This window comes from Streptomyces sp. NBC_01335 (assembly GCF_035953295.1).
GTDB lineage: Bacteria > Actinomycetota > Actinomycetes > Streptomycetales > Streptomycetaceae > Streptomyces.
The window spans coordinates 2,231,831-2,258,226 of record NZ_CP108370.1; the positions used below are offsets into that span (position 1 = coordinate 2,231,831).

The 26,396-nt window shown below is 74.0% G+C and carries 23 protein-coding genes; 17 read left to right on the forward strand and 6 right to left on the reverse strand.

The features are described 5' to 3' along the window. Positions 1 to 13 precede the first annotated feature (13 nt). The 5 genes from OG599_RS09450 (at position 14) to OG599_RS09470 (ending at position 4,549) form a co-directional block, all read left to right on the forward strand. A complete protein-coding gene (locus OG599_RS09450; RefSeq protein WP_327179975.1) occupies positions 14 to 928 on the forward strand; it encodes an ABC transporter ATP-binding protein in 915 nt (304 codons plus the stop codon). Next, positions 928 to 1,662 (forward strand): ABC transporter permease, encoded by a 735-nt coding sequence (locus tag OG599_RS09455; RefSeq protein ID WP_327175517.1) that lies wholly within the window; start codon positions 928 to 930, stop codon positions 1,660 to 1,662. Before OG599_RS09450 ends, OG599_RS09455 begins: the two co-directional genes overlap by 1 nt. Next, positions 1,659 to 2,948, forward strand: coding sequence for a sensor histidine kinase (locus tag OG599_RS09460; protein WP_442809401.1), 1,290 nt, complete (start codon positions 1,659 to 1,661; stop codon positions 2,946 to 2,948). Before OG599_RS09455 ends, OG599_RS09460 begins: the two co-directional genes overlap by 4 nt. A 129-nt stretch (positions 2,949 to 3,077) precedes the next feature. Further along, positions 3,078 to 3,845, forward strand: coding sequence for a YqjF family protein (locus OG599_RS09465; protein ID WP_327175518.1), 768 nt, complete (start codon positions 3,078 to 3,080; stop codon positions 3,843 to 3,845). A 71-nt stretch (positions 3,846 to 3,916) separates the two neighbouring features. Beyond that, positions 3,917 to 4,549 (forward strand): response regulator transcription factor, encoded by a 633-nt coding sequence (locus OG599_RS09470; protein WP_327179977.1) that lies wholly within the window; start codon positions 3,917 to 3,919, stop codon positions 4,547 to 4,549. A 16-nt stretch (positions 4,550 to 4,565) separates the two neighbouring features. On the opposite strand, the gene OG599_RS09475 is transcribed toward OG599_RS09470, so the two are convergent. Continuing rightward, positions 4,566 to 5,993 carry a DHA2 family efflux MFS transporter permease subunit gene (locus tag OG599_RS09475; protein WP_327179978.1) on the reverse strand — a complete coding sequence of 476 codons (1,428 nt, stop codon included), beginning with the start codon at positions 5,991 to 5,993 and terminating at the stop codon, positions 4,566 to 4,568. A gap of 379 nt (positions 5,994 to 6,372) precedes the next feature. On the opposite strand from OG599_RS09475, the gene OG599_RS09480 reads away from it, so the two are divergent. From OG599_RS09480 to OG599_RS09500, 5 genes are all read left to right on the forward strand, one after another. Then, positions 6,373 to 8,331 carry an MFS transporter gene (locus OG599_RS09480; RefSeq protein WP_327175519.1) on the forward strand — a complete coding sequence of 653 codons (1,959 nt, stop codon included), beginning with the start codon at positions 6,373 to 6,375 and terminating at the stop codon, positions 8,329 to 8,331. A gap of 271 nt (positions 8,332 to 8,602) precedes the next feature. Next, positions 8,603 to 9,190 (forward strand): class I SAM-dependent methyltransferase, encoded by a 588-nt coding sequence (locus OG599_RS09485; RefSeq protein WP_327179979.1) that lies wholly within the window; start codon positions 8,603 to 8,605, stop codon positions 9,188 to 9,190. A gap of 50 nt (positions 9,191 to 9,240) precedes the next feature. After that, on the forward strand, positions 9,241 to 10,152 hold the full coding sequence (locus OG599_RS09490; protein WP_327175520.1) for an N-acetylmuramoyl-L-alanine amidase: 912 nt from the start codon (positions 9,241 to 9,243) through the stop codon (positions 10,150 to 10,152). Between the two features lie 202 nt (positions 10,153 to 10,354). Further along, positions 10,355 to 11,179 carry a hypothetical protein gene (locus OG599_RS09495; protein ID WP_327175521.1) on the forward strand — a complete coding sequence of 275 codons (825 nt, stop codon included), beginning with the start codon at positions 10,355 to 10,357 and terminating at the stop codon, positions 11,177 to 11,179. A gap of 232 nt (positions 11,180 to 11,411) precedes the next feature. Further along, positions 11,412 to 11,705 carry a hypothetical protein gene (locus OG599_RS09500; RefSeq protein WP_327175522.1) on the forward strand — a complete coding sequence of 98 codons (294 nt, stop codon included), beginning with the start codon at positions 11,412 to 11,414 and terminating at the stop codon, positions 11,703 to 11,705. Between the two features lie 21 nt (positions 11,706 to 11,726). Here the strand turns inward: OG599_RS09500 and OG599_RS09505 are convergent, their stop codons facing one another. The 3 genes from OG599_RS09505 to OG599_RS09515 form a co-directional block, all read right to left on the reverse strand. After that, positions 11,727 to 12,800, reverse strand: coding sequence for a prenyltransferase (locus tag OG599_RS09505; protein WP_327175523.1), 1,074 nt, complete (start codon positions 12,798 to 12,800; stop codon positions 11,727 to 11,729). Continuing rightward, the gene (locus OG599_RS09510; protein WP_327175524.1) at positions 12,797 to 13,528 is read right to left on the reverse strand and encodes a class I SAM-dependent methyltransferase; all 732 of its coding nucleotides are present in this window, start codon (positions 13,526 to 13,528) and stop codon (positions 12,797 to 12,799) included. The genes OG599_RS09505 and OG599_RS09510 overlap by 4 nt, the downstream gene beginning before the upstream one ends. A gap of 64 nt (positions 13,529 to 13,592) precedes the next feature. Further along, positions 13,593 to 14,906 (reverse strand): glycosyltransferase family 4 protein, encoded by a 1,314-nt coding sequence (locus OG599_RS09515; RefSeq protein ID WP_327175525.1) that lies wholly within the window; start codon positions 14,904 to 14,906, stop codon positions 13,593 to 13,595. Positions 14,907 to 15,068: 162 nt separating this feature from the next. On the opposite strand from OG599_RS09515, the gene OG599_RS09520 reads away from it, so the two are divergent. The 7 genes from OG599_RS09520 to OG599_RS09550 all read left to right on the forward strand — a co-directional run bounded on the left by OG599_RS09520 (position 15,069) and on the right by OG599_RS09550 (position 22,700). Then, entirely contained in the window at positions 15,069 to 15,671 is a 603-nt protein-coding gene (locus OG599_RS09520; protein WP_327175526.1) for a TetR family transcriptional regulator, read from the forward strand. A gap of 396 nt (positions 15,672 to 16,067) precedes the next feature. Beyond that, complete coding sequence (locus OG599_RS09525; protein ID WP_327175527.1) at positions 16,068 to 17,339, forward strand: prenyltransferase/squalene oxidase repeat-containing protein; 1,272 nt, start codon at positions 16,068 to 16,070, stop codon at positions 17,337 to 17,339. Then, positions 17,336 to 18,076 (forward strand): SCO2322 family protein, encoded by a 741-nt coding sequence (locus OG599_RS09530; RefSeq protein ID WP_442809402.1) that lies wholly within the window; start codon positions 17,336 to 17,338, stop codon positions 18,074 to 18,076. The genes OG599_RS09525 and OG599_RS09530 overlap by 4 nt, the downstream gene beginning before the upstream one ends. Then, positions 18,073 to 19,230: an energy-coupling factor transporter transmembrane protein EcfT gene (locus tag OG599_RS09535; RefSeq protein WP_327175528.1), complete on the forward strand. Its 1,158-nt coding sequence runs from the start codon at positions 18,073 to 18,075 to the stop codon at positions 19,228 to 19,230. The genes OG599_RS09530 and OG599_RS09535 overlap by 4 nt, the downstream gene beginning before the upstream one ends. Next, on the forward strand, positions 19,227 to 21,068 hold the full coding sequence (locus OG599_RS09540; protein WP_327175529.1) for an ABC transporter ATP-binding protein: 1,842 nt from the start codon (positions 19,227 to 19,229) through the stop codon (positions 21,066 to 21,068). The genes OG599_RS09535 and OG599_RS09540 overlap by 4 nt, the downstream gene beginning before the upstream one ends. Continuing rightward, entirely contained in the window at positions 21,065 to 21,991 is a 927-nt protein-coding gene (locus OG599_RS09545) for an ECF transporter S component (RefSeq protein WP_327175530.1), read from the forward strand. Before OG599_RS09540 ends, OG599_RS09545 begins: the two co-directional genes overlap by 4 nt. A 271-nt stretch (positions 21,992 to 22,262) precedes the next feature. After that, positions 22,263 to 22,700 (forward strand): transglycosylase SLT domain-containing protein, encoded by a 438-nt coding sequence (locus OG599_RS09550; RefSeq protein ID WP_327175531.1) that lies wholly within the window; start codon positions 22,263 to 22,265, stop codon positions 22,698 to 22,700. 95 nt (positions 22,701 to 22,795) lie between these two features. On the opposite strand, the gene OG599_RS09555 is transcribed toward OG599_RS09550, so the two are convergent. Next, complete coding sequence (locus tag OG599_RS09555; protein WP_327179981.1) at positions 22,796 to 23,914, reverse strand: MFS transporter; 1,119 nt, start codon at positions 23,912 to 23,914, stop codon at positions 22,796 to 22,798. A gap of 242 nt (positions 23,915 to 24,156) precedes the next feature. Continuing rightward, positions 24,157 to 26,262, reverse strand: a complete 2,106-nt coding sequence (locus tag OG599_RS09560; protein WP_327175532.1) for a bifunctional glycosyltransferase 87/phosphatase PAP2 family protein — start codon at positions 26,260 to 26,262, stop codon at positions 24,157 to 24,159. Between the last annotated feature and the right edge of the window lie 134 nt (positions 26,263 to 26,396).

The following is a 26,396-nucleotide window of genomic DNA, read 5'->3' on the forward strand; positions in this document are numbered from 1 at the left end:
CGACGCCCTGGCGGTGAGTTTCACCGGGGTGTCGAAGTCCTTCCGGACGGAAGGGCGTTCGGGCGGGACCGTGCGCGCCGTGAACGGTGTCGACCTGGCGATCGGGGCCGGTGAGACGGTGGCCCTGCTGGGTCGCAACGGTGCCGGGAAGTCGACCACCATCGGGATGCTGCTGGGGCTCGACGACCCCGACGAGGGGGCGGTGGAGCTGTTCGGCCGCCCGCCGGGACAGGCGGTGCGGGCGGGACTGGTCGGCGCGATGCTCCAGGAGGGGCGGCCCATTCCCCGGGTGACCGTACGGGAGTTGGTGGAGTTCGTGGCGTCCACCTATCCCGCGCCGATGGAGATCGGTGAGGTCCTCGGGCTCTCGGGGGCCTCGGCGTTCGCGGACCGCCGCATCGACAAGCTCTCCGGCGGCCAGACGCAGCGGGTGCGCTTCGCGGTCGCGCTGGCGGGCAACCCCCGGCTGGTGGTGCTGGACGAGCCGACCGCCGCGCTGGACGTGGAGGCCCGGCGAGCGTTCTGGGAGTCGATGCGCGCCTTCGCGGAGCGCGGCAACACCGTGCTCTTCTCCACGCATTACCTGGAGGAAGCGGACGAGAACGCCGCCCGGATCGTCGTCCTCGACCGGGGGCGGATCGTCGCGGACGACAGCGGGGAGGGCATCCGGCGCACAGTGGGCGGCGGGCTCGTCGGGATCGATCTGGCGGGCCGCACGGCCGACGGGCTGGACCGCCTGCCGGGGGTGGTCGGTGTCGAAGTCCGGGGTGACCGCGCCCTGTTGCGTTCGGGCGACCCGGACGCCACGGTCGTCGCGCTCGCCGGAATGGGGGCGGTGCGCGGGCTGATCGTCTCGCGCGCCACCCTGGAGGACGCGTTCCTCGCCCTGACCGCAGGCCCCGCCACCACGCCCGAGGAGGAGCGCTGATGTACGCGTACGTGATGCTGGAGGTCCGCCGGACCCTGCGGGACGGCGCGTTCCTGATCTTCGGGACCGGGATGCCGGTCCTGATGTACCTGCTCTTCACCAACATCGGCGACACTTCGGGGGGCGGTGCGGGCGCCGACGACTGGAGGGCGTACTCGATGACCGGCATGGCCGCGTACGGGGCGCTGGGTTCGGCGATGGCGGTCGGAACGGGGATCGCGTCCGACAAGTCGCTCGGCTGGCTGCGGCAGTTGCGGATCACTCCGCTCGCGCCGTCGCGGATCGTGGTGGGCCGGGCCGTCAGCGGTTCGGTGACCGTGCTCCCCGCACTGGTCGGGGTGCTGCTGGCGGGAGCGCTGGTCAACCACATCCAACTCGGCTGGTGGCAGTGGGGGTCACTGGTGGGGATGCTGTGGCTGGGCACACTGCCGTTCACCCTGCTCGGCATCGGCAACGGCTACCGCCTCACCCCGCAGGGAACCGGAGTGGTCAACATCGCCTGCATGACGGGGTTCGCGGTGATCGGCGGGCTGTGGTTCCCGCTGGACTCGCTGCCCGGCCCGCTGCGGGCCGTCGGCGCCCACACACCGGCGCACGGTTTCGCCGATCTGGGCTGGACGACGATCGCAGGACAGGCGCCGCACCTCGCCTCGGTCGCCGAACTCCTGGTCTGGACAGCTCTGTTCGGCGGCTATGCGGTCGTCTCGTACCGGCGCGCGGCGAGGACCCTGTGAAGACGCGCACCGCGCACGCCCCGGGCACCGACGGCGTGGAGCCGCCGGACCCGGGGTGCGCGGAGTACCCGCCCGGCCGGTGGTGGCTCCCGCGCCGGAACGGGAACGAGGCGGGCCGGAGCAAGGCGGGCCGGCGACCGGCGGGCCCCGGCCCGTACGCGCTGATGCCGTGGCTGCTGCTCGGGCTCGGGGCCTTCTCCAACCTCTGGAAGGGGGAGACCCCCAACCCGGTGGTGGGCGCGGTGGGCGTCCTGCTGTTCAACTCCCTCTACGTCCAACTGGTGTTCCGGAGTTTCGTTCCGTCGCTGCGCCGGACCACCGTGTCGTACGTACTGCTCGGCGTTCTGGCCGCCATCACCTTCGGACTGGCGGCCGGGTACGGCGGGAGCTGGCTGCTCTTCTTCCCGCTGCTCTCGCTGGCGAGTGGCACGATCCTGCGGGGCCGAACGCTCACCTTCGCGCTCGTCGGACTGTCCGCCTGCGGCGTGGTCGTCGCCGTCTGGCGCGGCGACCAGGCGTCGGACCCGTGGACGATCGGGTACGGGACGTTCCTCTCCGGCGCGGTGACGGCCTCGATCCTCGCGCTCTCCGAGACCGTACGTGAACTCCGCGACGCCCAGGCCGAGTTGGCGCGCAACGCCGTGGAGCGGGAACGGCTCAGGTTCTCCCGCGACCTGCACGACCTGCTGGGGCACACCCTGTCGGTGATCGTGGTGAAGTCGGAGGCCGCCCGCAGGCTGGCCCCCCGGGACCTGGACGCGGCGCTCGGCCAGATCGCGGACATCGAGTCGGTCGGCCGGCAGGCGCTCACCGAGGTCCGGGAGGCGGTGACGGGGTACCGCGAGGGCAGTCTCACCGGTGAACTGGACCGTGCTGTCTCGGCGTTGACCGCGGCCGGGATCGAGGGGACGGTGCACCGCTCCGGCCCTCCGCTCGCCCCGCGCGGCGAGGCGCTGCTGGGCTGGGTGGTGCGCGAGGCGGTGACCAACGTCGTACGGCACAGTGGCGCGACCCACTGCGTGTTCTCCGTCACGTCCGGGAGCGAGCGGGTACTGCTGACGGTCACCGACGACGGCCCCCTCGCCGAGCCCGGCGGCGAGGACGTCCCGGGGCCCCGCCGGGATCCCGGAACGGACGGCGTGGAGCTCTCGTACGCCTACGGGGGTACGGGCCTGGCGGGGCTCTCCGAGCGGCTGGCGCTGGCCGGCGGCTCGCTGCGGGCCGGACCCGGTCCGGACGGCGGGTTCGTCGTGCGGGCGGAGCTGCCCGGGGAGCCGGGACGGTGAGCGAGGACGGGTGGCCGTGTGTCCGGCGTCACCCCGAACACCGGGGTGAGCGGGGACGGTGAGCGGGGACGGGTGGGCGTGTGTCCGCCCTCACCTCGAACACCGTTACGCCAATGGCACACTGACACGATGGTGCCGCTGACCGCGATCCCGGAACCGATAACGGCCGATCCTCCCCACACGGCGGACCGTCCCGTGCTCACCCAGTCCTGGCTCGATCTGGCCTTCCTCCACTGGGCCGTCGACCCTGCCCTCGTCGCCCCGCTGCTGCCCGCCGGCACCCGGCCGGACACGCTGGACGGTGCCACCTACGTCGGGCTCGTCGCGTTCCGGATGCACCGGGTGGGGTGGTTCGGGCTTCCGGGCATCCCGTATCTCGGCTCCTTCCCGGAGACCAACGTCCGCCTGTACTCGGTGGACGCCCATGGCCGGCGGGGCGTGGTCTTCCGTTCGCTCGACGCCTCCCGTCTGCTTCCCGTCGCGGTCGGCCGGAGCGGGTTCGGCCTCCCCTACGTGTGGTCGAAGATGGACATCCGGCGGGAGGACGACACGGTGACGTACACCAGCCGGCGGCGGTGGGGCCGGCCCGCGGGCGCGTACAGCCGGATCACCGTGCGCATCGGCGAACAGGTCCAGGAGCCCTCGGAGCTCGAACACTTCCTGACCGCGCGCTGGGGCATGCACAGCGCCTTCTTCGGCCGCTCCCGCTACCTCCCGAACACCCACCCCCGCTGGCCCCTGCACCGCGCCGAACTCCTCGACCACAGCGAGAACCTCGTCGCCGCGGCAGGGCTGCCCGCACCGGCCGACGGGCCCGTCAGCGTGCTGTACTCGCCCGGTGTCCCGGTACGGTTCGGGCTCCCGCCCCGCACCCCGGCAGGCGTCCCCACCCCCTGAGCGCCCCCTGAGCACCGGCGTCGTACCCACGGGCCTCGCGCACGGGTCCTACCCTCTTACCCGTGACCGAGATGCCGCAGGACCACCGCCCCGCCCCGTCCGTCCGCGTGCTGCTCGCCGAGGACCAGGGGATGATGCGGGGCGCGCTCGCCCTGCTGCTGGGAATGGAGCCGGACTTCGAGGTGGTCGCCCAGGTGGGTTCCGGGGAGGAGATCGTGCCCGCGGCTCTCACCTCGCGGCCCGACGTGGCACTCCTCGACATCGAACTCCCGGTGCGCAGCGGCCTGGACGCCGCCGCCGACCTGCGTGAGCAGGTGCCGGACTGCCGGGTGCTGATCCTGACGACGTTCGGGCGTCCCGGGTATCTGCGACGGGCGATGGAGGCGGGCGCCTCGGGCTTCCTGGTCAAGGACGGCCCGGTGGAGGAGCTGGCCGGGGCGATCCGCAAGGTGCTGGCCGGAGAGACCGTGGTCGATCCGGCCCTCGCGGCGGCCGCGCTGGGTGCGGGGCCGAGCCCGCTCACCGCACGCGAACGGGACGCCCTGAACGCGGCCTCCGGTGGTGCGACCGTGGCGGACATCGCGCGGAAGCTGCACCTGTCGGAGTCGACGGTGCGGAACTACCTCTCCTCCGCGATCGGCAAGACCGGGACCCGTAACCGCACGGAGGCGGCCCGGGCGGCCCGGCAGCAGGGCTGGCTCTGACGCCCTTTCCGCGCCCTCAGCGCCCCTCGGCCGCCCGCCCCGCCTTCGCACCCGGCAGCCAGAGGAGCACCAGCAGGGCCGCCGCCAGCAGCACCCCGGAGGCGGTACGGAAGGCGAGGGCGTATCCGGCGGTGAGGCCGGCCGGGGTGGTCGAGTCGCCGGTGCGGGCGGCGGCGACGGTGGAGAGCACCGCGAGCCCGAGCGCCCCGCCCATCGTGCGGGAGGTGTTGACCAGGCCGGAGACGAGGCCTGCGTCCCCGGGCGCGGCGCCGGAGGTGGCGAGGGAGGCGAGCGGAGTGGAGACGAAGCCCATCCCGAAGGCCATCAGGACGCCGGGGAGCAGGATGCCGGCCGCGTAGTGGCTGTCGGCGGTCATGGTGGACTGCCATCCGAAGCCCGCGACGGTGAGCAGGATGCCGGTGAGGGCCATCGGCTTCGCACCGGCACGCGCCATGAAGCGCGGGGCGAGTTTCGAGCCGAGGACGATCGCGGCGGAGGTGGGCAGCAGGGCGAGTCCGGCTTCCAGCGGGGTGTAGCCGAGGACGTTCTGCGCGTACACGGTCATGAAGTACCACATGGAGAAGGTGGCCGAGCCGAGCAGCAGCATCGACGCGTTGGCCGAGGCCACGGCCCGTACGCCCAGTACCCGCAGGGGCATCAGCGGGACAGCCGTATGCCGTTCCACCAGCACGAACGCGCCGAGCAGGGCGATGCCTCCGAGCAGCGGCACGAGCGTCGCCGGGGCCGTCCAGCCGGCCGCCTCGGTCTGCACGATGCCGTACGCGAGAGCGGCGAGGCCCGCGGTGACGAGGACGGCGCCCGGCAGGTCGAGCCTTCGCCGTTCGCCGCCCCGGCCCTCGGCGAGCAGGAACGCGGCACCGGCCAGGACCAGGGCGCCGACAGGCACGTTGATCAGCAGGACCCAGCGCCAGGAGAGCAGGTCCGTGAGGACCCCGCCGATGAGCCCGCCCGCCGCTCCGCCGCCCGCGCCCACCGCCATCCAGGTACCTATCGCACGGACCCGCGCCGGGCCCTCCGGGAGCGCGGCGGTGAGGAGGGTGAGGGTGGCCGGTGAGAGAACGGCGGCGCCGAGCCCCTGTCCGGCGCGGGCGGCCAGCAGCTGCCAGCCCTCCTGCGCGAGTCCGCCCGCGAGCGAGGCCGCGGTGAAGAGCCCGAGGCCGACGAGGAACATCCGCTTGCGGCCGAAGAGGTCGGCGGCCCGCCCGCCGAGCAGCATGAACCCTGCGAACGCGATCGAGTAGGCGTTGAGGACCCAGCTGAGCCCGGAGGCGCTCAGCCCCAGGTCGGTCCGCATCGAGGGCAGCGCCACATTGACGACGGACACGTCGAGCACGACCAGGAACTGACCGGTGCAGGCCGCGGCCACCGCCGCCCAGGTGCGAGGTCTCAGGCGGCGGGGAGCAGAGCGGGGGCCGGCGGACATGTCGTCCGGGGATATGCCGTCCGGAGCGACGTCGCCCGGGAAAACGTCTGTCATGCCCGCCATCGTCCCTGGCGCCGCGCCGTGCGTACACGGGGCGCAGTCGGGACCCGGATCGGCCCTTGGGCCTACGCCTCCGGAGGCGCCGGAGCCGCCGGAGCCGCCGGAGCCGCCGGAGCCGCCCGAACCGCCCGAACCGCCGGGAGCAGCGGGCGGTAGAGCCCCGGCATCGACGTCCGCATCCACCCGCCACCAACAGGCCAATAACGCAACTGAGTTCGAGCACCCTCGTCCCGGGAATACACCCGCCCCCAGAAGCGTTCGGTATGCATGCACTTGGGGGGGTCCCTCCGGTGATCACTGCTGCCCGGAAGGCACACGTATGGACCGGACGACGAACGGACAGACCACCGGGGGAAACCCCGGTCCGCTTCAGGAGATCAAGAAACCCAGGGGAGCGCTCGTCCCCGTACTGGCCTTCGCGGGCATCACCGTCGCGGTGATGCAGACCCTGCTCGTACCCGTCATCAAGGATCTGCCCACTCTTCTCCACACCGCCCAGTCGAACGCGACCTGGGTGATGACGGCGACGCTGCTCGCCGGTGCCGTGTCCACTCCGATCATGGGGCGGCTCGGCGATCTCTACGGAAAGCGGCGGATGCTGATAGCCAGCCTCGCCGTGATGGTGATCGGCTCGCTGGTCTGCGCCTTCACCGACGACCTCGTCATCATGATCATCGGCCGGGCGCTCCAGGGATTCGCGATGGGTGCGATCCCGCTCGGTATCGGCATCATGCGCGACGAGCTGCCGCCGGAGAAGCTCGGTTCGTCGATGGCGCTGATGAGCTCCTCGATCGGCGTGGGCGGCGGGCTCGGTATGCCCGGCGCGGCGCTGGTCGCCCAGCACGCCGACTGGCACGCGCTGTTCCTCGGTTCGGCGGGGGTCGGTGTGGTGGCCCTGGTCCTGACGGTCTTCCTGGTGCCCGAGCCGCCGCTGCGCGCGCCCGGCACCTTCGACTACGCGGGTGCGTTCGGCCTCTCGCTCGGGCTCGTCGCCCTGCTGCTGCCGATCACCAAGGGCAGCGAGTGGGGCTGGACCGCGCCGCTCACCCTCGGGCTGATAGCCGGCGGCCTGCTGATCCTCCTGGTCTGGGGACTGTACGAGCTGCGGATCGCCGCACCCCTGGTGGACCTGCGCACGACGGCCCGGCGTGAGGTGCTGCTGACCAACCTGGTCTCGATCATGGTCGGCATCTCCTTCTACGCCGTCTCCCTGGTCGTACCGCAGCTGCTCCAGCTGCCGAAGTCCACCGGGTACGGCCTCGGCCAGTCCATGGTGGTCGCCGGTCTGTGCATGGCGCCGCTGGGGCTGACGATGATGTTCACCGCTCCGGTGTACGCGCGGATCGCCGCCCGGCGCGGCCCGAAGGTCTCCCTGATGATCGGCATGCTGGTCATCGCGGTCGGCTACGGTGCCGGGACCCTGCTGATGGACGCGGCCTGGCAGACCCTGGTGATCTCCTCGGTGCTGGGCGCCGGCATCGGGCTCGCGTACTCCTCCCTCCCCGCGCTGATCGTCGGCGCGGTGGACGCCTCGGAGACCGGGGCCGCGAACGGCCTCAACACGCTGATGCGGTCGATCGGTACGTCTGCCTCCAGTGCCGTGATCGGCATGGTGCTGGCGAACACCTCGGTCCACATGGGCGGGGTGGCGGTCCCCTCGATGCACGGGTTCCGCCTGTCGTTCATGATCGCGACGGGGGCGGTGCTGGTCGGTCTCGTCCTGGCCGCGTTCCTGCCCTCGCAGCGCCCGGCCCGCCGCCTGGTGCTGGTCGCCGACAGCGAGAGCGAGGCGCTGCTCGCGGAGGCCGAGGCACTGGTGGCGATCGACGCGGTGCTGCACGGTGAGGCGTCCGTCCCGCGCGACGCGGCGTCCGTCCCGGGTGCGGGGGCGTCCGCGCCTTCCGCCGGGGGTTCCCGGATCGTCGCGGGTTCCGGCGGTTTCCACGGCCGGGTGCTGGACGCGGCGGGCGCGCCGGTGGCGCGGGCCACCGTGACCCTGGTCGACCGGCAGGGCCGGCAGGCCGGTCTGGCCGTCGCCGACGACGCGGGGCGGTACGTGCTGGGCGCCCCCCCCGAGTCGGGCCATGTGCTGGTCGTGACCGCCGCCGGGTACGCGCCGCGCGCCCGGCCCGCCGTGTGCGCGGCGAACGGGCGGCCGGTCGTGACCGACCTGGTGCTGACCGCCGCCGCCCCGGAGCGGCAGGGCGCCGGGGTGTCCCCTGCGGCCGACACGGTCCAGGCGTCGCCGGAGGCGCACGCGGGCGAGCAGCACGCCTGACCCGGCCGCCCGGCCGGGAGTCACCGGAGGAAACACCCGCACGCCCCCGCCGGTCCGTCCGGCGGGGGCGTGCGGCACGATGGGGCCGCCGTCGACGCACCGCCACCGACGCACCGCCTCTGCCGACGCGACGCCGCCGTCGGCACACCCGCACCACCTGGAGGAACCCGTGGCCGCCGAGTCCGCCGCACCCGCCGCCGCTCCCGTCGCCGATCCCGGCGCCCGTCCCGCCGACGCGGTGCTGGACGCCTTCGAGAAGGCCAAGGGGTTCATGCCGGTGCACGAGGGGCTGGCGCTGTACGCGGCGGCCGTCGACGCGGCCCGGCTCGGGCTGCCGCTGCTGGAGGTCGGCAGCTACTGCGGGCGCTCCACCGTCCTCCTCGCCGACGCGTCCCGTACCGCCGGGCTGACCGCGCTCACCGTCGACCACCACCGGGGCAGCGAGGAGCAGCAGCCGGGGTGGGAGTACCACGACGCGTCCCTGGTCGACCCCGAGGTCGGCCGGATGGACACGCTGCCGACGTTCCGCCGGACCCTGCACGCGGCCGGGCTGGAGGACCACGTGGTGGCGCTGGTGGGGCGCTCGCCGCAGGTCGCGGCGGTCTGGGGCGGGCTGCTCGGGCTGGTCTTCGTCGACGGCGGGCACACCGACGAGCACGCGATGGGCGACTACGAGGGCTGGGCGCCGCACCTCGCCGAGGGCGGCCTGCTGGTGATCCACGACGTGTTCCCCGATCCGGCGGACGGCGGGCAGGCGCCGTACCGGGTGCATCAGCGGGCGCTCGCCTCCGGTGCCTTCGCGGAGATCTCGGTGACCGACTCGCTGCGCGTGCTGCGGCGTACGGGGCAGGGGATCTGAGGCCGGAACGCGGGAGCCGGGCTCCGGGAGCCGTCGGTACCATCGCCCGCGTGCCGTACTCCAGCGTTCCCCCCACACCGCCCTCCGTCCGCCCGGCCGCAGGCCGTCCCGTCCGCACCGCCTCGTTCGCCGCGCTCGCCGTCCTCTGCCTGCTGCCCCTCACCGGGTGCGGCGGTGCCCAGGTGAAGGCGCAGCCGCACGCGGGGGCCCCGGCCCCCTCGGTGACCGCGTCACCCGCCACGTCCGCACCGGCACCCGACGAGAGCCCGAGGGGGACCTCGTCGAAGGGGCCACTCACCGGCCGTACGGTGGTGATCGACCCCGGCCACAATCCGCACAACCACGAGCACACCGGTGAGATCGCGCGGCAGGTGGACATCGGTACGGGGCACAAGGAGTGCGACACGACCGGGACGTCCACCGACGCCGGTTACGCGGAGGCCCGGTTCACGCTGGACGTGGCCCACCGGATGCGGGAGCTGCTGGAGGCGCAGGGCGCGAAGGTGCTCCTGACGTACGACGACGACCGCGCGTACGGTCCGTGCGTGGACGAGCGGGCGCGGATCGGCAACGCGGCGAAGGCCGATGCCGTGGTCTCCGTCCACGCGGACGGTTCGGCCGTGGGCAACCGGGGGTTCCACGTGATCCTGCCCGCGCGCGTGCGGGACGGGGCGGCGGACACCTCGCGGATCGTGAGCTCCTCGCGCGACCTGGGAACCCGTATCGCGGGCAGGTTCGTGGCGGCCACCGGGAGCGCGCCGTCCAATTACATCGGCGGGGGAACGGGGTTGGACGTGCGCGACGACCTCGGCGGGCTCAACTTGTCCACGGTTCCGAAGGTGTTCATCGAGTGCGGCAACATGCGCGACCCGAAGGACGCCGCGCTGCTGACCAGCGCGCGCTGGCGGCAGAGCGCCGCCCAGGGGATCAGTGACGGCATCAGCAGCTACCTGAAGGGGTAGTTCCGCCCCGCTACGGGGTAGTTCTGCGCTGATATCGGGGGGATGACGGGCCGTCGCGCAAGCCGGGGGCCAACCCGCCCGGGCAGACGATAGATTCATCCGTACGATGGGGAGCCGCCCCGGGCTTCTCGGCGCGCCCGAGGGACAGTCCCGGGCGCAGCGACGACCGTCCCCGACGAGACGACCGACTAAGGACCTTCACGTGAATATCCGCTCCCTCACTAGAGGCGACGGCGTGGTGATCGGAGCAGCGGTCGTGCTGTTCATCGCCTCCTTCCTCGACCTCTCCGGTTACGAGTGCCCCAGCAACATCGACTGCTCGGGTTACGACAGCGCGAGCGCCTGGGATTCGCTCTCCCTGCTCATGAGCATCTTCCTCGCCGGTGTCATCGGAGCGGCGCTGGTGATCGTGAGCCGCTCGGCGCCGGGCCGCAAGATCGTCGGTCTGGACCTCGGGCAGTTCGGCGTGGCCCTCACCGTCTTCGCGCTGTGGACGGCGTTCTGGACGACCATCGACGCCGGTGACGCGGGTGCCGGGCTGATCCTCGGCCTGCTGGCCTCCCTGGTGCTCGCCGCCGCGACGGTCGCCGGACCGCTGATTCCCGCGCTCAAGGCGCCGCTCTCGGCGGGCCCCCGCCCGGCTCCGGCCACCCAGTCGCCGTACGGTGCGCAGCCGCAGGGCCAGGGGTACGGCTACCCGGGCCAGCCGTCCTTCGGTTCGCAGGCCGGTGCTCCGCAGCCCCAGCCGTACGGTACGCAGCAGGGCCAGCCGGCCCCGCAGGCGTCCCAGACGCCGCAGGCGCCCCAGTCCGGCGGTGCGCCGGCGGCCGACTTCACGCCGTTCTGGTTCGCGGTGCCGGTGCCCCGTCCGCTGTACGGCGAGGACGGTTCGTCCGGCCAGATCGCCGAACTGGCCCCCGGTACCTGGTACCTCGCGGTCGAGCAGCGCGGCCAGAGCCTGATCGCGCAGACGCAGGACGGCCGTCGCGGCGTCCTCCAGGACACCTCGGGCATCCAGCGCGGCTGATCGCCCCCGTCCGTCACGAAGGCCCCCGACCGCGGGAGTTCAGCGGTCGGGGGCCTTCGCGTGGGGTGCGGCCTCAGCCTCGGGGGCGCCGGGGGGGGAGCGCCGGCGCCGAGGTGAGGGACCAGGTGCCGCCGGTCTCACGACCGGCACCGGGCTCGCCCCCGGCGCGCCGCCCCGCCACCGGGTTCGGCCGTCCGGGTTTCAGGTTCCGGGCAGCGGCAATCCGGTGTGCATGTCCTACAGACGAGGCTCAGGAAGCAGTACCGCGGGGCGCGCGATCGCCGTCGTCGCGGACGTCATGGCCTTCATCATCATCCTGTGGATCCTGATGTACCTGCTCGACGCCAACAGGGGCAACGAGCTGGTGCAGTTCGTCCAGGACTCCGCACGGTGGCTGGCCGGCTGGTCGTACGACCTGTTCACCTTCGACAAGGCGTGGGCGCGGGTGGTCGCCGGATACGGGCTGGCCGCCGCCGTCTACCTCTTCGTCGGTCACGCGGTGGCGGGCCGTCTGCGTCGTAGTTGAGTTCCGGGCGGCCCGGCCCGGTCAGGAGCAGCAGTCCGGTTCCAGGCCCCTCGGCAGCCGTTCTCCCCCGAAGACCGCGGTGGTCGCCTCGTCCCCCCCGAGCGCGGCCACCGCGAGCAGCAGTGATCCGGCGGTCCAGGTGGTGAGTTCCTCGGGCCAGAAGGCGCGTTCGCCCTCGAAGACGTATCCGGTCCAGTAGAGGCCGCCGGGTTCGCGCAGATGCTGGATGGACTGGAGGATCTCCAGGGCCCGGTCGGACTCGCCCATCGCCCAGAGGGCCAGGGCGAGTTCGCAGCTTTCGCCGCCGGTGACCCAGGGGTTGGGCAGCACGCAGCGCACGCCGAGGCCGGGGACGACGAACTCGTCCCAGCGCTCGTCGATGCGCCGCTGGGCCTCGGCTCCGGTGATCGCGCCGCCGAGGACCGGGTAGTACCAGTCCATCGAGTAGTGGCTCTTGTCCAGGAAGCGTTCCGGGTGCGCGGCGATGGCGTGGGCCAGTGCCCCGGTCGCCAACTCCCAGTCGGGCTGGGGCTCTTCGCGTCGTTCGGCGAGTGCGAGGGCGCAGCGCAGGGCGTGGTGGACCGAGGAGGAGCCGGTGAGCAGCGCGTCGGCGACGGGGGTGCCGTCGGCTTCGCGCTTCCAGCCGATCTGGCCGCCGGGCTGCTGGAGTCCGAGGACGAACTCGACGGCCGCGTAGACCATCGGCCACATCCGGTCGACGAACGCGTCGTCGCCGGTGGCGAGGTAGTGGTGCCAGACGCCGACGGCCACGTACGCGCAGAAGTTGGACTCCCGGCCGCGGTCGGTGGGTTGCTCCGGATCGCCGTCGTGGTAGGCGGCGTACCAGGAGCCGTCCTGGTTCTGGCTGCGGGCCAGCCATTCGTAGGCGGCTTCGGCGGCCTCGTGTTCGCCGGCGGCGTCGAGGGCCATCGCCGCCTCGGTGTGGTCCCACGGGTCGAGGTGGTGGCCGCGGAACCAGGGCAGCGCACCGTCCTCGCACTGCGTGTCGAGGAGTGCGGCGACGGTCGCTGTCGCCTGATCCGGCGTCAGGACGCCGGGCAGGACGAGGTGTTCGGTCCGTTCGGGGAGGGTCACGCCTCTGCCTTCGGGAGGTGCGGCTTCGTCGCGTACGCCACGAAGCTCTTTCCGACGACCGGGTTGAGCAGCTGCTCGGCGACCCGGGTCACCGCGGGCTTCTTCATGATGTCCCACACCAGCAGCTTGTGGTAGGCGCGGACCGGCAGGGCCTTGTCGTTGTCCACGCCGAAGGCGCACTTGAGCCACCAGTAGGGCGAGTGCAGGGCATGGGCGTGGTGGGTGCCGTACGGCTTCAGTCCGGCTTCGCGGATCTTGCGGAGCAGTTCGTCGGCCTTGTAGATGCGGATGTGGCCGCCCTCGACCTCGTGGTAGGCGTCGGAGAGGGACCAGCAGACCTTCTCGGGGCCGTAGCGTGGCACGGTGATCGCGATGCGTCCGCCGGGCTTGAGGACGCGGACCATCTCGGCGAGGACGCCCTTGTCGTCGGGGATGTGCTCCATCACCTCGGAGATGATGACGACGTCGAACGAGTCGTCGGGGAAAGGCAGGTTGAGGGCGTCGCCCTCCAACGCGGTGGCGGTCGCCCCGGCCGGGGCCTCGCCCTCGGCCTTCATCGCGGCGAACCACTTGGCGACCTCGCGGATCTCCTCGCCGTTCTGGTCCAGGGCCACGACCTGGGCGCCGCGCCGGTAGCACTCGAAGGCGTGCCGACCGGCGCCGCAGCCGAGATCGAGCACGCGGTCACCGGCGGCGAGCGGGAAGCGGGTGAAGTCGACGGTCAGCACGGGGGCCTGCCTTCGAGGTCGGTGGTACGGGCACGGGCACGGGCGGGAGCGGAGTCCGGTGGGGTCACCTGCGGGCCCCCCGGGCGGCGATGGCCCGGCGGTAGAGGTCTGCGGTGCCGGCCGCCGCCCTGGCCCAGGTGAAGCGGGCGAGCACCCGGTCGCGGCCGGCCGCGCCGAGTCTGGCGCGCAGCCCGGGGTCGTCCAGCATCCGGGTGAGGGCGGTCGCGAGGGCGTCGGGGTCGCCGGGCGGCACGGCGAGGCAGGTCTCCCCGTCACGGCCGGTGACCTCGGGGATCGCCCCGCCGGTGGTGGCGACGAGCGGGGTGCCGGTGGCCATCGCCTCGGCGGCGGGCAGCGAGAACCCTTCGTACAGCGAGGGGACGCAGGCGACCTGGGCGCCGCGCACCAGGTCGACGAGTTCGGCGTCGCTGATGCCCTTGACGAACTCGACGGCGTCGCCGAGGCCGAGGCGTTCGATGGCCCGGGCGACGGGTCCGTCCTCGGCGCGCTTGCCGACGACCACGAGGTGGGCGTCGGGGTGTCCGGCCCGGACCTTGCCGAGCGCCTCCACGAGGTGGACGAGCCCCTTGAGGGGGACGTCGGCGCTGGAGGTGGTGACGATCCGCCCGGGCACCTCGCGGACCGAGGGGTCGGGCGACCAGAGGTCGGTGTCGGCGCCGATGTGGACCACGTCGACGACCTCGGGGCGAACCCCGAGGTCGTCGACGATCTCCTGGCGGGACGAGCCGGAGACGGTCAGGACGTGCGGCAGCCGGCGGGCGACCCGCTTCTGCATGCGGGTGAAGCCGTACCAGCGGCGTACGGAGAAGGCGCGCGTGCGGGTCGTGGCGGCGGCCAGGTCGAGCCGGCGGTCGACGGTGATGGGGTGGTGGATGGTGGTGACGAGCGGGGCGCCGAGGTCGCCGAGCAGGCCGTAGCCGAGCGTCTGGTTGTCGTGGATCACGTCGAACTCGCCGCGCCGGGACCGCAGATGGCGGCCGGCCCGCAGCGAGAAGGTGAGCGGTTCGGGGAATCCGCCGGTCCACATGGTGGCGACCTCCGCGAGGTCGATCCAGTCGCGGTACTCGCCCCACCCGGGGGTCCGGAACGGGTCGGGCTGCCGGTAGAGGTCGAGGCTGGGCAGTTCGGTGAGCGGGACGCCCTCGTCGAGCACCGGGTAGGGCTGGGCGCCGATCACTTCGACGCTGTGGCCGAGGCGCGCCAGCTCGCGGCCGAGGTGGCGGACGTAGACGCCCTGGCCGCCGCAGAACGGGTTGCCCTTGTACGTGAGGAGGGCGATCCGCAACGGGCGGTCGTCCGCTCCGGCGGGGGCGCCGTGTCCCGCGCCGGGGTCCGTCTTCATGGCCTCGGCGGTCACTCCCGGCCCCCTTCATCACTGCGTTTTCCGGAGCGTAACCGCTGCCGATAATCTGGAACAAGTTTCAGACCGACCCGTCCAATGAGGATCGAATCTACCGGCAGGTAGCGTCGGTGTGACGACCGGATCAGGTGATTCACGCCACGGCACGGAGGTGACCTCATGACCGCTGACGCCCGGCCACCTGCACTTCCCCTGACGGCGGGCCAGCGGGCCCGCCGCGCCCGCATCCTGGACGCCACCGCGGAACTCGCCGGACGGGGCGGCTTCGAGTCCGTGCAGATGCGCGAGGTCGCGGAGGCCGCCGGGGTCGCCCTCGGGACCCTCTACCGCTACTTCCCGTCGAAGGTGCATCTGCTGGTCGCCACCCTGCACGACCGGCTGCGGCTGCTGAGCACCACGCTGGCCGACCACCCGCCGGCCGGACGCACCCCCGGGGAGCGGGCCGCCGCGACGCTGCTGCGCGCCTTCCGGGCGCTGCGCCGCGAACCCGAGCTGGCCGACGCCATGCTGCGGGCGCTGACCTTCGCGGACCGGGGGGTGCGCGCCGAGGTGGACGCCGTCTCCCGGCTGGTGACGGAGATCGTCCTGGACGCGGCGGGGCTGGCGGCCCCGGACGCCGGGCAGCTGTCGGCGGTGCGGGTGGTCGAGCACACCTGGCACTGCGCCCTCACCGCCTGGCTGTCCGGCCGCGCGGGGGCCGAGCAGGTGCGGACGGACATCGAGACGGTCTGCCGGCTGCTGGACCCGGTGCCGGCCGGCTGAGGCGGTCTGCCGGGCCGCCGACCGCCGTACCCGGTGCCGCCCGCCCGGTTGAGGGCGGCCCACCGCCGTGCGCCCCGTTCCGGCGTGGCCTGGGGCCCCCGGGCGACCGGCCGCCGGGCCGGTCCCGGCTCCCCCGGTAGAGTGAACCCGTCGTTCATCACGCCCGTACGGGGAAAACCGGCGCGAACCGGTACCGCTCCCCGCCGGGCCCCGGTCCGCACCGGGCCGTCGCCGTCCGTGAACCGCCCGCACTCCGGACGGAATCCGGGGCGCGGGCGCGAACGGCCGATGCCGCCGGGAGGTCCGGTGGTCCGCATCCGTCGCAACAGACGGAGCCGAGCCCGGCACCGGTTACGTGCCCGCGCCCGGCCCCCGCAGGAGAGGCCCTCGCCAGTCATGACCGTACGCCGCAGCGCAGCCGCGCTCGCGACCACCGCCGTGCTCCTGGCGTCCGCCGCCCCGGCGGCGCTGGCCGACTCGTCCGCCAGTCCGTCGCCCTCCGCCTCCGTCTCCGTGCCCGCCGACCCGCACGCCGGTCTCTACGGCACCTCGGACCCGACGTACGACGGGGTCTGGCGTCAGTCGCTGGCCTTCCTGGCCCAGAAGATCGAGTACGTCACCCCGTCCGTGGAGGCGGTGAACTGGCTGAAGCTCCAGCAGTGCGACAGCGGCGCCTTCGCCGCGTACCGCGACTTCCACGAGCCGTGCGACGCCAAGACGATGACGGACACCAACTCCACCGCCGCCGCCGTGCAGGCGCTCGCCGAACTGACCGGCGAGAAGACGGCCGTGGCGAACGGCATCGACTGGCTGGCGTCCGTGCAGAACGACGACGGCGGCTGGGGCTACACCCCCGGCAGCCCCAGCGACGCGAACTCGACCGCGGTGGTCGTCGGCGCCTTCGCCCGCGCGGGCAAGAAGCTGACCGACGTGACCTCGTCCGCCGGGCACACCCCGTACGACGTGCTGCGCGGGCTCGCGCTGCCGTGCGGCGGCAAGGACGGCGGCGCGTTCGCCTACCAGCCGGACAAGAAGGGCGCGCTCGCCGCCAACGCGGACGCCACGGCGGCGGCCGTGCTCGGCACCATGGGCAAGGGCCTGGCGGCGGGCAGCTACAACCCGGGCAAGGCCCCCGTCTGCACCCCCGGCACCAACCTCACCGCCGAGCAGGTCGCCCAGAACGGCGCGCACTGGCTGACCTCCGCGCTCGCCGGTTCCGGCCACCTCGACCAGGCGCCGATGCCGGGCTCCGAGACCACCGACCCGCAGCCCGACTTCGGCAACACCGCCGACGCCGTCGTGGCGCTCGCCGCCTCCGGCCACCAGGACAAGGCCGCGTCCGCCGTCACCTGGCTGGAGAAGAACTCCGCCGCCTGGGCGAAGCAGTCCGGCCCGGCCGCGTACGCGCAGCTGATCCTCGCGGCGCACGCGACCGGCACCGACGCCCGCGACTTCGGCGGCGCCGACCTCGTCGCCCAGCTCAACGCGACCGGCCCGGCGCCCGCCGCGACCGCGGTCCCCTCCCCGACCCCGACCGGCGCGCAGCCCGCCGCCGGATCCACCGGCAGCTCCGGCTTCAGCGTCTGGTGGCTGATCGGCGTCGGCCTGGCCGTCGGCGCGGGCATCGGCTTCCTGCTCAGCAACCGCAAGGACAAGGGCGGCCGGTGACCACCCCCGCGTTCCGGAGCAAGCCCGGCGGAGTTCTCCGCCGGGCTGCGGCGCTCGTGGCGCTGACGGCGCTCGCGGCGGTCGTGACGCTCTGCGTCGCGGGCACCGCGCAGGCCGCCGGGTACCGGTACTGGTCCTTCTGGGAGGGCGACGGCTCGCGGTGGGCGTACGCCACCCAGGGGCCGTCCCTGGTCCGCCCCGAGGACGGGGCGGTGCAGGGCTTCCGGTTCGCGGTGAGCGAGGACTCCGGCGACGCGGCCCGGCCGCGCCGCACCCCCGACTTCGCCGCCGTCTGCGGGGACACCCCCGCGAAGGACGGCAGCAAGCGCGTCGCGCTGGTCATCGACCCCGGCACGGCGGCCGACGCCCCCGCGGGCGAGCAGCCGCCCGCGCTCCGCACCGCCTGCGCCCGGGTCGCCCCGGACGCGAGCACCGCCGAGGCGCTGGCCTCGGTCGCGAAGCCGCTGCGGTACGACAGCGCGGCGCTGCTCTGCGCCATCTCGGGCTATCCGGAGACGGGCTGCGGCGAGCAGATCTCGGGCGACGCCTCGCCCGCGCCCACCGGGGCGGCGTCCTCCGCGAGCTCCCCGGCCGCGTCGTCCACCGCCTCGTCCACGGCGTCGGGCGGTGCCGAGGGTGGTGACGGCGGGGGTCCCTCCGTCGGTGTGGTCGCCGGTATCGGTGCCGTCGTGGTCCTCGGCGCCGCCGCCGTCTTCCAGGCACGCCGCCGGCGATGAGCCGCCTTCCCGCCGCGACGGGCCGCGTGCGCGGCCTGCGCGCGCCCGGGGCGCACCGGAGCAACGCGCTGCCCGCCGGCGCGTGGTGGCTGTGGGCGCTGGGCCTGGCGACCGCCGCGTCACGCACCACCAACCCGCTGCTGCTCGGGCTGCTGGTCGGGGTGGCCGGTTATGTGGTGGCAGCGCGGCGTACGGACGCGCCGTGGGCCCGTTCGTACGGGGCGTTCGTCAAGCTGGGCCTCGTCGTCGTCGGGGTGCGGCTCGTCTTCTCGGCGTTCCTGGGGTCGTCGATCCCGGGCACGCACACCCTGGTCACGCTCCCCGAGGTGCCGCTGCCCGACTGGGCCGAGGGCGTCCGGATCGGCGGCCGGGTGACCGGGGAGCAGCTCCTCTTCGCGCTGTACGACGGAGCGCGGATGGCCGCCCTGCTGATCTGTGTCGGCGCGGCCAACTCCCTCGCCAGTCCCGCCCGGTTGCTGAAGTCGCTGCCGGGCGCGCTGTACGAGGCGGGGGTGGCGGTCGTCGTCGCCATGACGTTCGCCCCGAACATGGTCGCCGACGTGGCCCGGCTGCGTACCGCCCGGCGGCTGCGGGGCCGTCCCACCGGCGGGATCCGGGCGGTCGCCCAGATCGGCCTGCCGGTGCTGGAGGGGGCGCTGGAGCGGTCGGTGGCGGTGGCCGCCTCGATGGACGCGCGGGGGTACGGGCGGACCGCCCGGGTGCCCGCCCGGGTCCGGCACACCACCGACGTCCTCACCCTCGGCGGCCTGCTGGGGGTGTGCGCCGGTACGTACGGGCTGCTCGCCGCCGAGGGCGCGGTCTACGGGCTGCCGCTGCTCCTCGCCGGGCTCGTCGCGGCGATGGCCGGGCTGCGCCTGGGCGGCCGGCGCTCGGTGCGCACCCGGTACCGGCCGGACCGGTGGGGCGTGCGGGCGTGGCTGGTGGCGGGGTCGGGCGTACTGGTGGCCGCGGTGATGATCCGGGCGGGTTCGGTGGACCCGGCGGCGCTGCGGCCCGGGGTCGTCCCGCCGGCCCCGCCGGTGCTGCCGCTGTGGCCCGCCGCGGGCATCCTGGCCGGGCTGCTGCCCGCGTTCGCCGCCCCCGTACCGCCGCGCCCGGCTGCCGTACCGCCGTATCCGAAGGAGGACCAGTGATCCGGTTCGAGCAGGTCTCCCTGCGGTACGAAGGTGCGGCCGAGCCCACCCTGTCGGGCGTCGATCTGACGGTTCCCGAGGGCGAGTTGGTGCTGCTCGTCGGCCCGTCCGGGGTCGGTAAGTCGACGCTGCTCGGCGCGGTGCCGGGGCTGGTGCCGCACTTCACCGGCGGGACGCTGAGCGGCCGGGTCACCGTCGGCGGGCGGGACACGCGTATCCACAAGCCGCGCGAACTCGCCGATCTGGTGGGCACGGTGGGCCAGGACCCTTCCGCGCACTTCGTCACGGACACCGTGGAGGACGAACTCGCCTACGGCATGGAGTCGTTGGGGCTCGCCCCGGACGTGATGCGCCGCAGGGTGGAGGAGACCCTCGACCTGCTGGGGCTGGCGGAGCTGCGGGACCGGCCGATCGCCACGCTCTCCGGCGGACAGCGGCAGCGGGTCGCGATCGGCTCGGTGCTGACCCCGCACCCGAAGGTGCTGGTGCTCGACGAGCCGACGTCCGCGCTGGACCCGGCGGCGGCGGAGGAGGTCCTCGCGGTGCTCCAGCGCCTCGTGCACGACCTGGGCACGACCGTGCTGATGGCCGAGCACCGGCTGGAGCGCGTGGTGCAGTACGCGGACCGGGTCGTGCTGCTGCCCGCACCGGGCGCCGCCCCGGTCGTGGGCGCCCCGGCGCAGATCATGGCCGTCTCGCCGGTCCGGCCGCCCGTCGCCGAACTGGGGCTGCTGGCGGGCTGGGACCCGCTGCCGCTCTCCGTACGCGACGCCCGGCGGCGGGCGGCGGGGCTGCGGGAGCGGCTGGCCGGCCGGTCGCCCGCCGTGGCGGCGCCGCTGCCCGCGCCCCCCGCGGGCCTGGTGCCCGACGCGTCCCCCGCAGGCCTCGCGCCCGGCGTGTCCCCCCTGCGTCTCGCGCCCGGCGTGCACGGCGCGTCCGGCACGTCTGTCGATGCCCCCGCTCCGGCGCCCACGCCGCGCACCGGCCTCTTCGGTCTCCGGCGCGCACGCCGGGCGCGTACCACCGACCCCGCGACCGGCCCCGCGACCGGCCCCGCAGCCGCTTCCGACCAGACCGCGCCCCTGGCGCGGGTTGAGGGGCTCGGGGTGCGGCGCGGCCGGGTGGAGGCGTTGCGCGCGGTGACCCTGGACGTCCGGGCCGGGGAGACCGTGGCCCTGATGGGGCGCAACGGCGCCGGGAAGTCCACCCTGCTCGGGGCCCTCGTCGGCATGGTCCCGCCCACCGCCGGGCGGGTCCGCGTGGGCGGCCTGGAGCCGTCCCGCACCGACCCGCGCACGATGGTGCGCCGGGTCGGACTGGTGCCGCAGGAGCCCCGCGACCTGCTGTACGCGGAGACGGTCGCCGCCGAGTGCGCGGCGGCCGACGCCGACGCGGGCGCCCCGGCGGGCAGCTGCCGGGACCTCGTCTCGCGTCTGCTGCCCGGCGTACCGGACGGCACCCACCCCCGTGACCTCTCCGAGGGCCAGCGGCTGACGCTGGCACTGGCGCTCGTCCTGACCGCCCGGCCGCCGCTGATCCTGCTGGACGAGCCGACCCGGGGTCTCGACTACGCGGCCAAGGCCCGGCTGGTCGGCGTGTTGCGCGGCCTGGCGGCCGAGGGTCACGCGATCGTGCTGGCCACCCACGACGTGGAGCTGGCGGCGGAACTGGCGGACCGGGTGGTGATCCTGGCCGGCGGGGAGGTCGTCGCGGACGGCCCGACCCGGCAGGTGGTGGTCTCCTCCCCCGCGTACGCCCCGCAGACCGCGAAGATCCTCGCCCCGCAGGAGTGGCTCACCGTGAACCAGGTCCGCACGGCCCTGGAGGCGGGCGCATGACGGGCACCACACGCCTCGACGGCACCGCGCTCCCCGGAAGCTCCACGACCGGCCGACGGGTCCGCCCGGTCCGGCTCGGGCCGCGTTCGGTCGTGGCGCTGGTCCTGGTCAGCGCGGTGGGGGTGGCGGCCTTCGGGTGGCCGCTGCTCGCCGGGCCCGCGTTCGGCACCGCCCACGCGCAGGACGCGCCGTGGCTGTTCGGCGCGCTGCTGCCGCTGCTGGTGGCGGTGGCGGTGGCGACGATCGCGGACGCCGGCCTCGACGCGAAGGCCGTCGCGATGCTCGGAGTGCTCGCGGCGGTCGGTGCCGCCCTGCGCCCACTGGGGGCGGGGACGGCGGGGCTGGAACCGATGTTCTTCCTGATGGTGCTCAGCGGGCGGGTGCTCGGGCCCGGCTTCGGCTTCGTGCTGGGCGCGGTGACGATGTTCGCGTCGGCGCTGCTCACCGGCGGGGTGGGGCCGTGGATGCCGTTCCAGATGCTGTCGATGGCCTGGTTCACCATGGGCGCGGGTCTGCTGCCGGGGCCGGAGCGGCTGCGCGGCCGGGCGGAGACCGCGATGCTCGCGGCGTACGGCGCGGCGGCCTCGCTGCTCTACGGCACGGTGATGAACCTGTACGGCTGGACGATCGTGCCCGGCCTGGGCTCGGGCATCTCCTTCGTGGCGGGCGACCCGGTGCACGAGAACCTGGTCCGCTTCCTGGCGTACTGCCTGACCACCTCGCTCGGCTGGGACCTGGGCCGGGCGGCGCTGACCGTGGTGCTGACGCTCGCCGTGGGGCCGGTGCTCCTGCGGGCGCTCCGCCGGGCGACCCGGCGCGCTTCCTTCGAGGCCCAGGTCACATTCGAGGGTCCCGGCGGCGTGAGGACACCCACAGGCACAAGGTCCTCCCCCAAGCCGGATAGTAGCGACACCGATGAGTGAGTCACCCCTTTCGCGCTGCCCCTGACCTGCCCCGACTCCCCTTTGTCCGCGTTCGGGACCTTGGGCCCGAGGTCCGACCCGGGGTCGTACGGCCGCCGTCGGGCGGGCATTGCCAGCGCCGAACGCCGGGGCTAACCATGGTTCTTGTCGCCGAACACCTCGGTGGCCCGATCGACCGCCAACAGGTCACCAGGGCCCAGGTGGGGACGCCCGGATCATTCACCACAGAACCGGCCCGCGACGCCACCTGCCCCCGACGTTAGGTTTCTTCGTGTCGATCGCCAGTCGTTTCCTCGCCCAGCCCCGCATCGCCGGCCGCAAGACCGTCCTCGTCGGTGCCGCCGTACTCCTCGGTGGCAGTGGCCTGGCCCTCGGCGCCGGTACGGCGTCCGCAGCCACGCCCACCGCGACGACCGCCGCGACCGGCGCGCAGGCCACGGCGCAGAAGATGATCGGTGACAGCGCCCAGTTCCAGTGCTTCAGCAACATCGTGTCGCACGAGAGCGGCTGGAACCCGAGCGCCACCAACGCTTCCTCCGGCGCGTACGGCCTGGTCCAGGCCCTGCCCGCCTCCAAGATGTCGTCCGCCGGTTCCGACTGGAAGACGAACCCCGCCACGCAGATCAAGTGGGGTCTGGACTACATGAACAGCCGCTACGGCAGCCCGTGCGCCGCCTGGAGCTTCTGGCAGGCCAACAGCTGGTACTGAGCCGGCCCGCCCAGCAGCCCGCATGACGAAGCCCGGGCCGGGACCTCTTCACCGAGGTCCCGGCCCGGGCTTCGCCGTGTCCGCCGCGTGGTCCCTCACGCCTCGGTCCGCCCGCGCGGTACCCCTCCGAGGAGGGCCACCGCGCAGGCCGCGACGGAGAGCAGACCGCCGGCGAGGAAGGCGCCCCGCACGTCGGCGTGGGACAGGACCAGCCCCCCGAGTGCGGCGCCCGCCGCGATACCGGCGTTGTAGGAACCCGAGTTCGCCGCGAGCGCCAGGTCCGTGCGGCCCGGGGCGCAGGAGAGCATCGCGTTCTGGGTGGCCATGAACACCGGACCGAGCGCACCGCCCATCAGCACCAGGAACACCACCGCCGTCACCGGCTCGGTGCCGGTCGCGTACAGGCCGAGCATCCCCACCGCCTGCGTGGCCACGGCGGCGCACAGCGCGGCATGGGGGAAGCGGTCCAGCAGCGCCCCGGTGAGGGTCACCCCGCCCAGACACGCCACGCCGAACGCCATGATCAGGACGCCGACCGTGCCGGGCGGGAAGCCGCTCACGTCCCCCAGGAACTTCACGACGTACGTGAATCCCGCGAACGCCCCGGTGGCGGAGAGGGCCCCGGACACCAGCACGATCACGAACCGGCGGACGTCGGGACGGGTTCCGCGGGCGGCGGGCTCGTCCTCCGGACGCGCGGTCGGCAGCAGGACGGCGACCGTCACCAGGGAGACGGTTCCGGCAGCCGCCAGCAGGGCGAACGGCACCTGCCAGCCGCTCTGGCGGCCCAGCCAGGAGCCGGCGGGCACGCCGAGGACGAGGGCGAGCGAGCCGGCGACGGAGAGCGCCCCGATCACCCGGCCGCGGACCTCGGCCGCGAAGAGGCCCACCGCGACGGGCCCCATCACCGCCCAGAACAGCGCCTGGGCGAGGGCGGTCACCAGCCGCGCCCCGAGGAGCGTCCCGTAGGAGGAGGCCAGCGCGGCGGCGAGGCTGGACACGACCAGCGCGGCCAGCAGCCCCGTGAGCACATGGCGGCGGGGCACCGCCCGCACGGCGTGGGCGAGCGGCAGGGACGAGACGGCCACGGTCACGCCGTACCCGGTGACCAGCAGTCCGACCGCCTGTACCGAGACCCGCAGATCTCCGGAGACGACCTCCAGGAGGCCGACGGGCAGGTTCTCCGCCGTGTTGAAGGTGAGGGCGGCCAGCATCAGGGCCGCGAGCACCGCCGCCCCGCGCCGGGGAGCCCGCCGTGGCGCAGCCGTGCGGTCGTGTCCCGGCCCCGCCCGGCGCACCGGCTCCGTGGTTCCGTCCATGGAGGTAGCCCACCGGGCCCACCGGGCCGGCGCAACCCGGTTTCCGGCCCCGTCGGGGCCGTGACGAGGGGGTGCCCGGGCGTCCACCGCCCGGGCACCCCCTCGTCACGCCCGGGCCGACCCGGGGTCCTGCCGGTTCACTCGCGGGCCGCGCCCGTAGTCGCCGCCGTGCCTCTGCCGGCCAGGGTCCGGGCGTCCGCCGAGGGTCTCCCGCCGCTCCCCGCCACCGGCTGGCGGTCGCGGTCGTCGTCCGGGCTCCGCAGCCGGCGTGGTCCGGCCAGGGCGTACGTCAGCAGGAAGCCGAGCGAGACGACCAGCGCGCCGCCCGCCGCGTCGAGGACCCAGTGGTTGCCGGTGCCCACGATGGCGCAGATGGTGAAGAACGGGTGGAGCAGTCCCAAGGGCTTCATCCAGACCTTCGGGGCGAGGATCAGGATCATCAGCCCGCACCAGAGGGACCAGCCGAAGTGCAGCGACGGCATGGCCGCGTACTGGTTGGTGACCGAGGTCAGCGTCCCGTAGTCGGGCTTGGAGAAGTCCTGGACGCCGTGCACGGTGTCGATGAACCCGAGGCCGGGCATGAGCCGGGGCGGGGCCAGCGGGTAGAGCCAGAAGCCGACCAGGGCGAGGAGGGTCGCGAAGCCGATGGTGGAGCGGGCCCAGCGGTAGTCGGCGGGGCGGCGTACGTAGAGCACGCCGAGGATGGTCAGCGGGATGATGAAGTGGAACGTCGAGTAGTAGTAGTCGAAGAAGTCCCGCATCCAGCCGATTCCGGCGACCTTGTGGTTGAACCAGTGCTCGACGTCGATGTGCAGCCACTGCTCCAGCGAGTGGACCTGCCGGCCGTGCTTCTCGGCGGTGGGGCGGCCCGCCGTCGCGGCGAGCCGGACCTTGGCGTACGCGGAGTAGACGACCCGGATGAGCAGGAGTTCCAGCAGCAGGTTGGGGCGGGTCAGCACCCGGCGCCAGAACGGCAGCAGCGGCACCCGGCTCCAGCGCGCCGGTACCGGCCGGGCGTAGTCGGTGGGGACCGGCGCCGACCAGTACGGCGAGGTGCGCGGCAGGAACGGCACGGCGCAGGCCGCGGCGAGCGCGGTGAGCAGCAGCACGTTGTCGCGCACGGGGTGGAGCGCCCCGACGTTCGGCAGCAGCATGGTGCCGGGCAGGGTGAGGACGAGGACCACCACGGCGGGCCAGACCGGCCGGTCAGAGGCGCGCTTCCCGACCCGGCCGACCACCGCGAGGAGTACCCAGAGCAGCTGGTGCTGCCAGGTGGTCGGGGAGACGACGACGGCCACGCAGCCGGTCACCGAGACGGCGAGGAGCAGCTGCCCGTCCCGGGCGTACCGGGCGGCGCGGCGCAGTCCGAGCACGGCGACGGCGACGGCCAGGACCAGCAGGACGGTGATCTCCAGCGGGCCGTGGAGGCCGAGGCGGAGCAGCGCGCCGTGCAGCGACTGGTTGGCGAGGCCGTCCGGGCGCTCGCCGAGCCCGGCTCCGGCGACGTGGTGGATCCAGTACGTCCAGGAGTCGTGCGGCAGCGCGGCCCAGGCGACGGCGGTGAGCGCGACGAAGCCGGCACCGCCGGTCAGGGCGGCACGTCGGCGCCCGGTCAGCCAGAGGAGGACCGCGAAGAGCAGGACGGGCGGCTGGAGCGCCGCCGCGATCCCGACCAGGAGGCCCTGGACCCGCTGGTCGCGGACCGTGAGGCAGCCGACGAGCACCAGCAGCACCGGCAGGATGCTGGTCTGCCCGAGGTGCAGCGCGTTGCGCACCGGCAGCGACACCATGAGCAGGGTGATGGCGACCGGGGCGGCGAACAGCGCGGTGCGGCGGCCCACCGGGGAGGGCAGCGCGCGGGCGGCGACGAGGCCGAGCGCGACGACGAGCAGCAGGGAGACGGTGGTCCAGGCGATCCCGAGGGCCTCCTCCGCCGACGCGCCCAGCGGCTTCAGGACGAGCCCCGCGAAGGGGGTGCCGGTGAACCGGTCCGGGTCGTAGAGCGAGCCCTTGACGCGCAGGACGCCGTTCTCCCCGATCCAGGTCTCCAGATCGGTCAGCCGCTCGCCCGGCGGCTGTCTGAGTACCACCGTCATCTGGCGTACGGCGAGAGCGGCGACGACCAGCCAGAGCACGATCCGGGCCGTCCCGGTCCTCGTCTCCGCGTCCGTCGCCGCGCTCCCGCGCACGCCGTGTTCAGCATGTGTCACGCTGTGCCGACCCTCCCACCGCTTCTGGCACATTCCCGTGGATACGGGTCGTGCCCATGAAGCCTCGCATTGCCCCTGGGGGTAGACACCATCAACCCCCACTTCGCCTGACCGTCACCTCGTTTTGCCCAAAAGAATGCCGGCCGCGTCCCACCGGCCCCCGGATT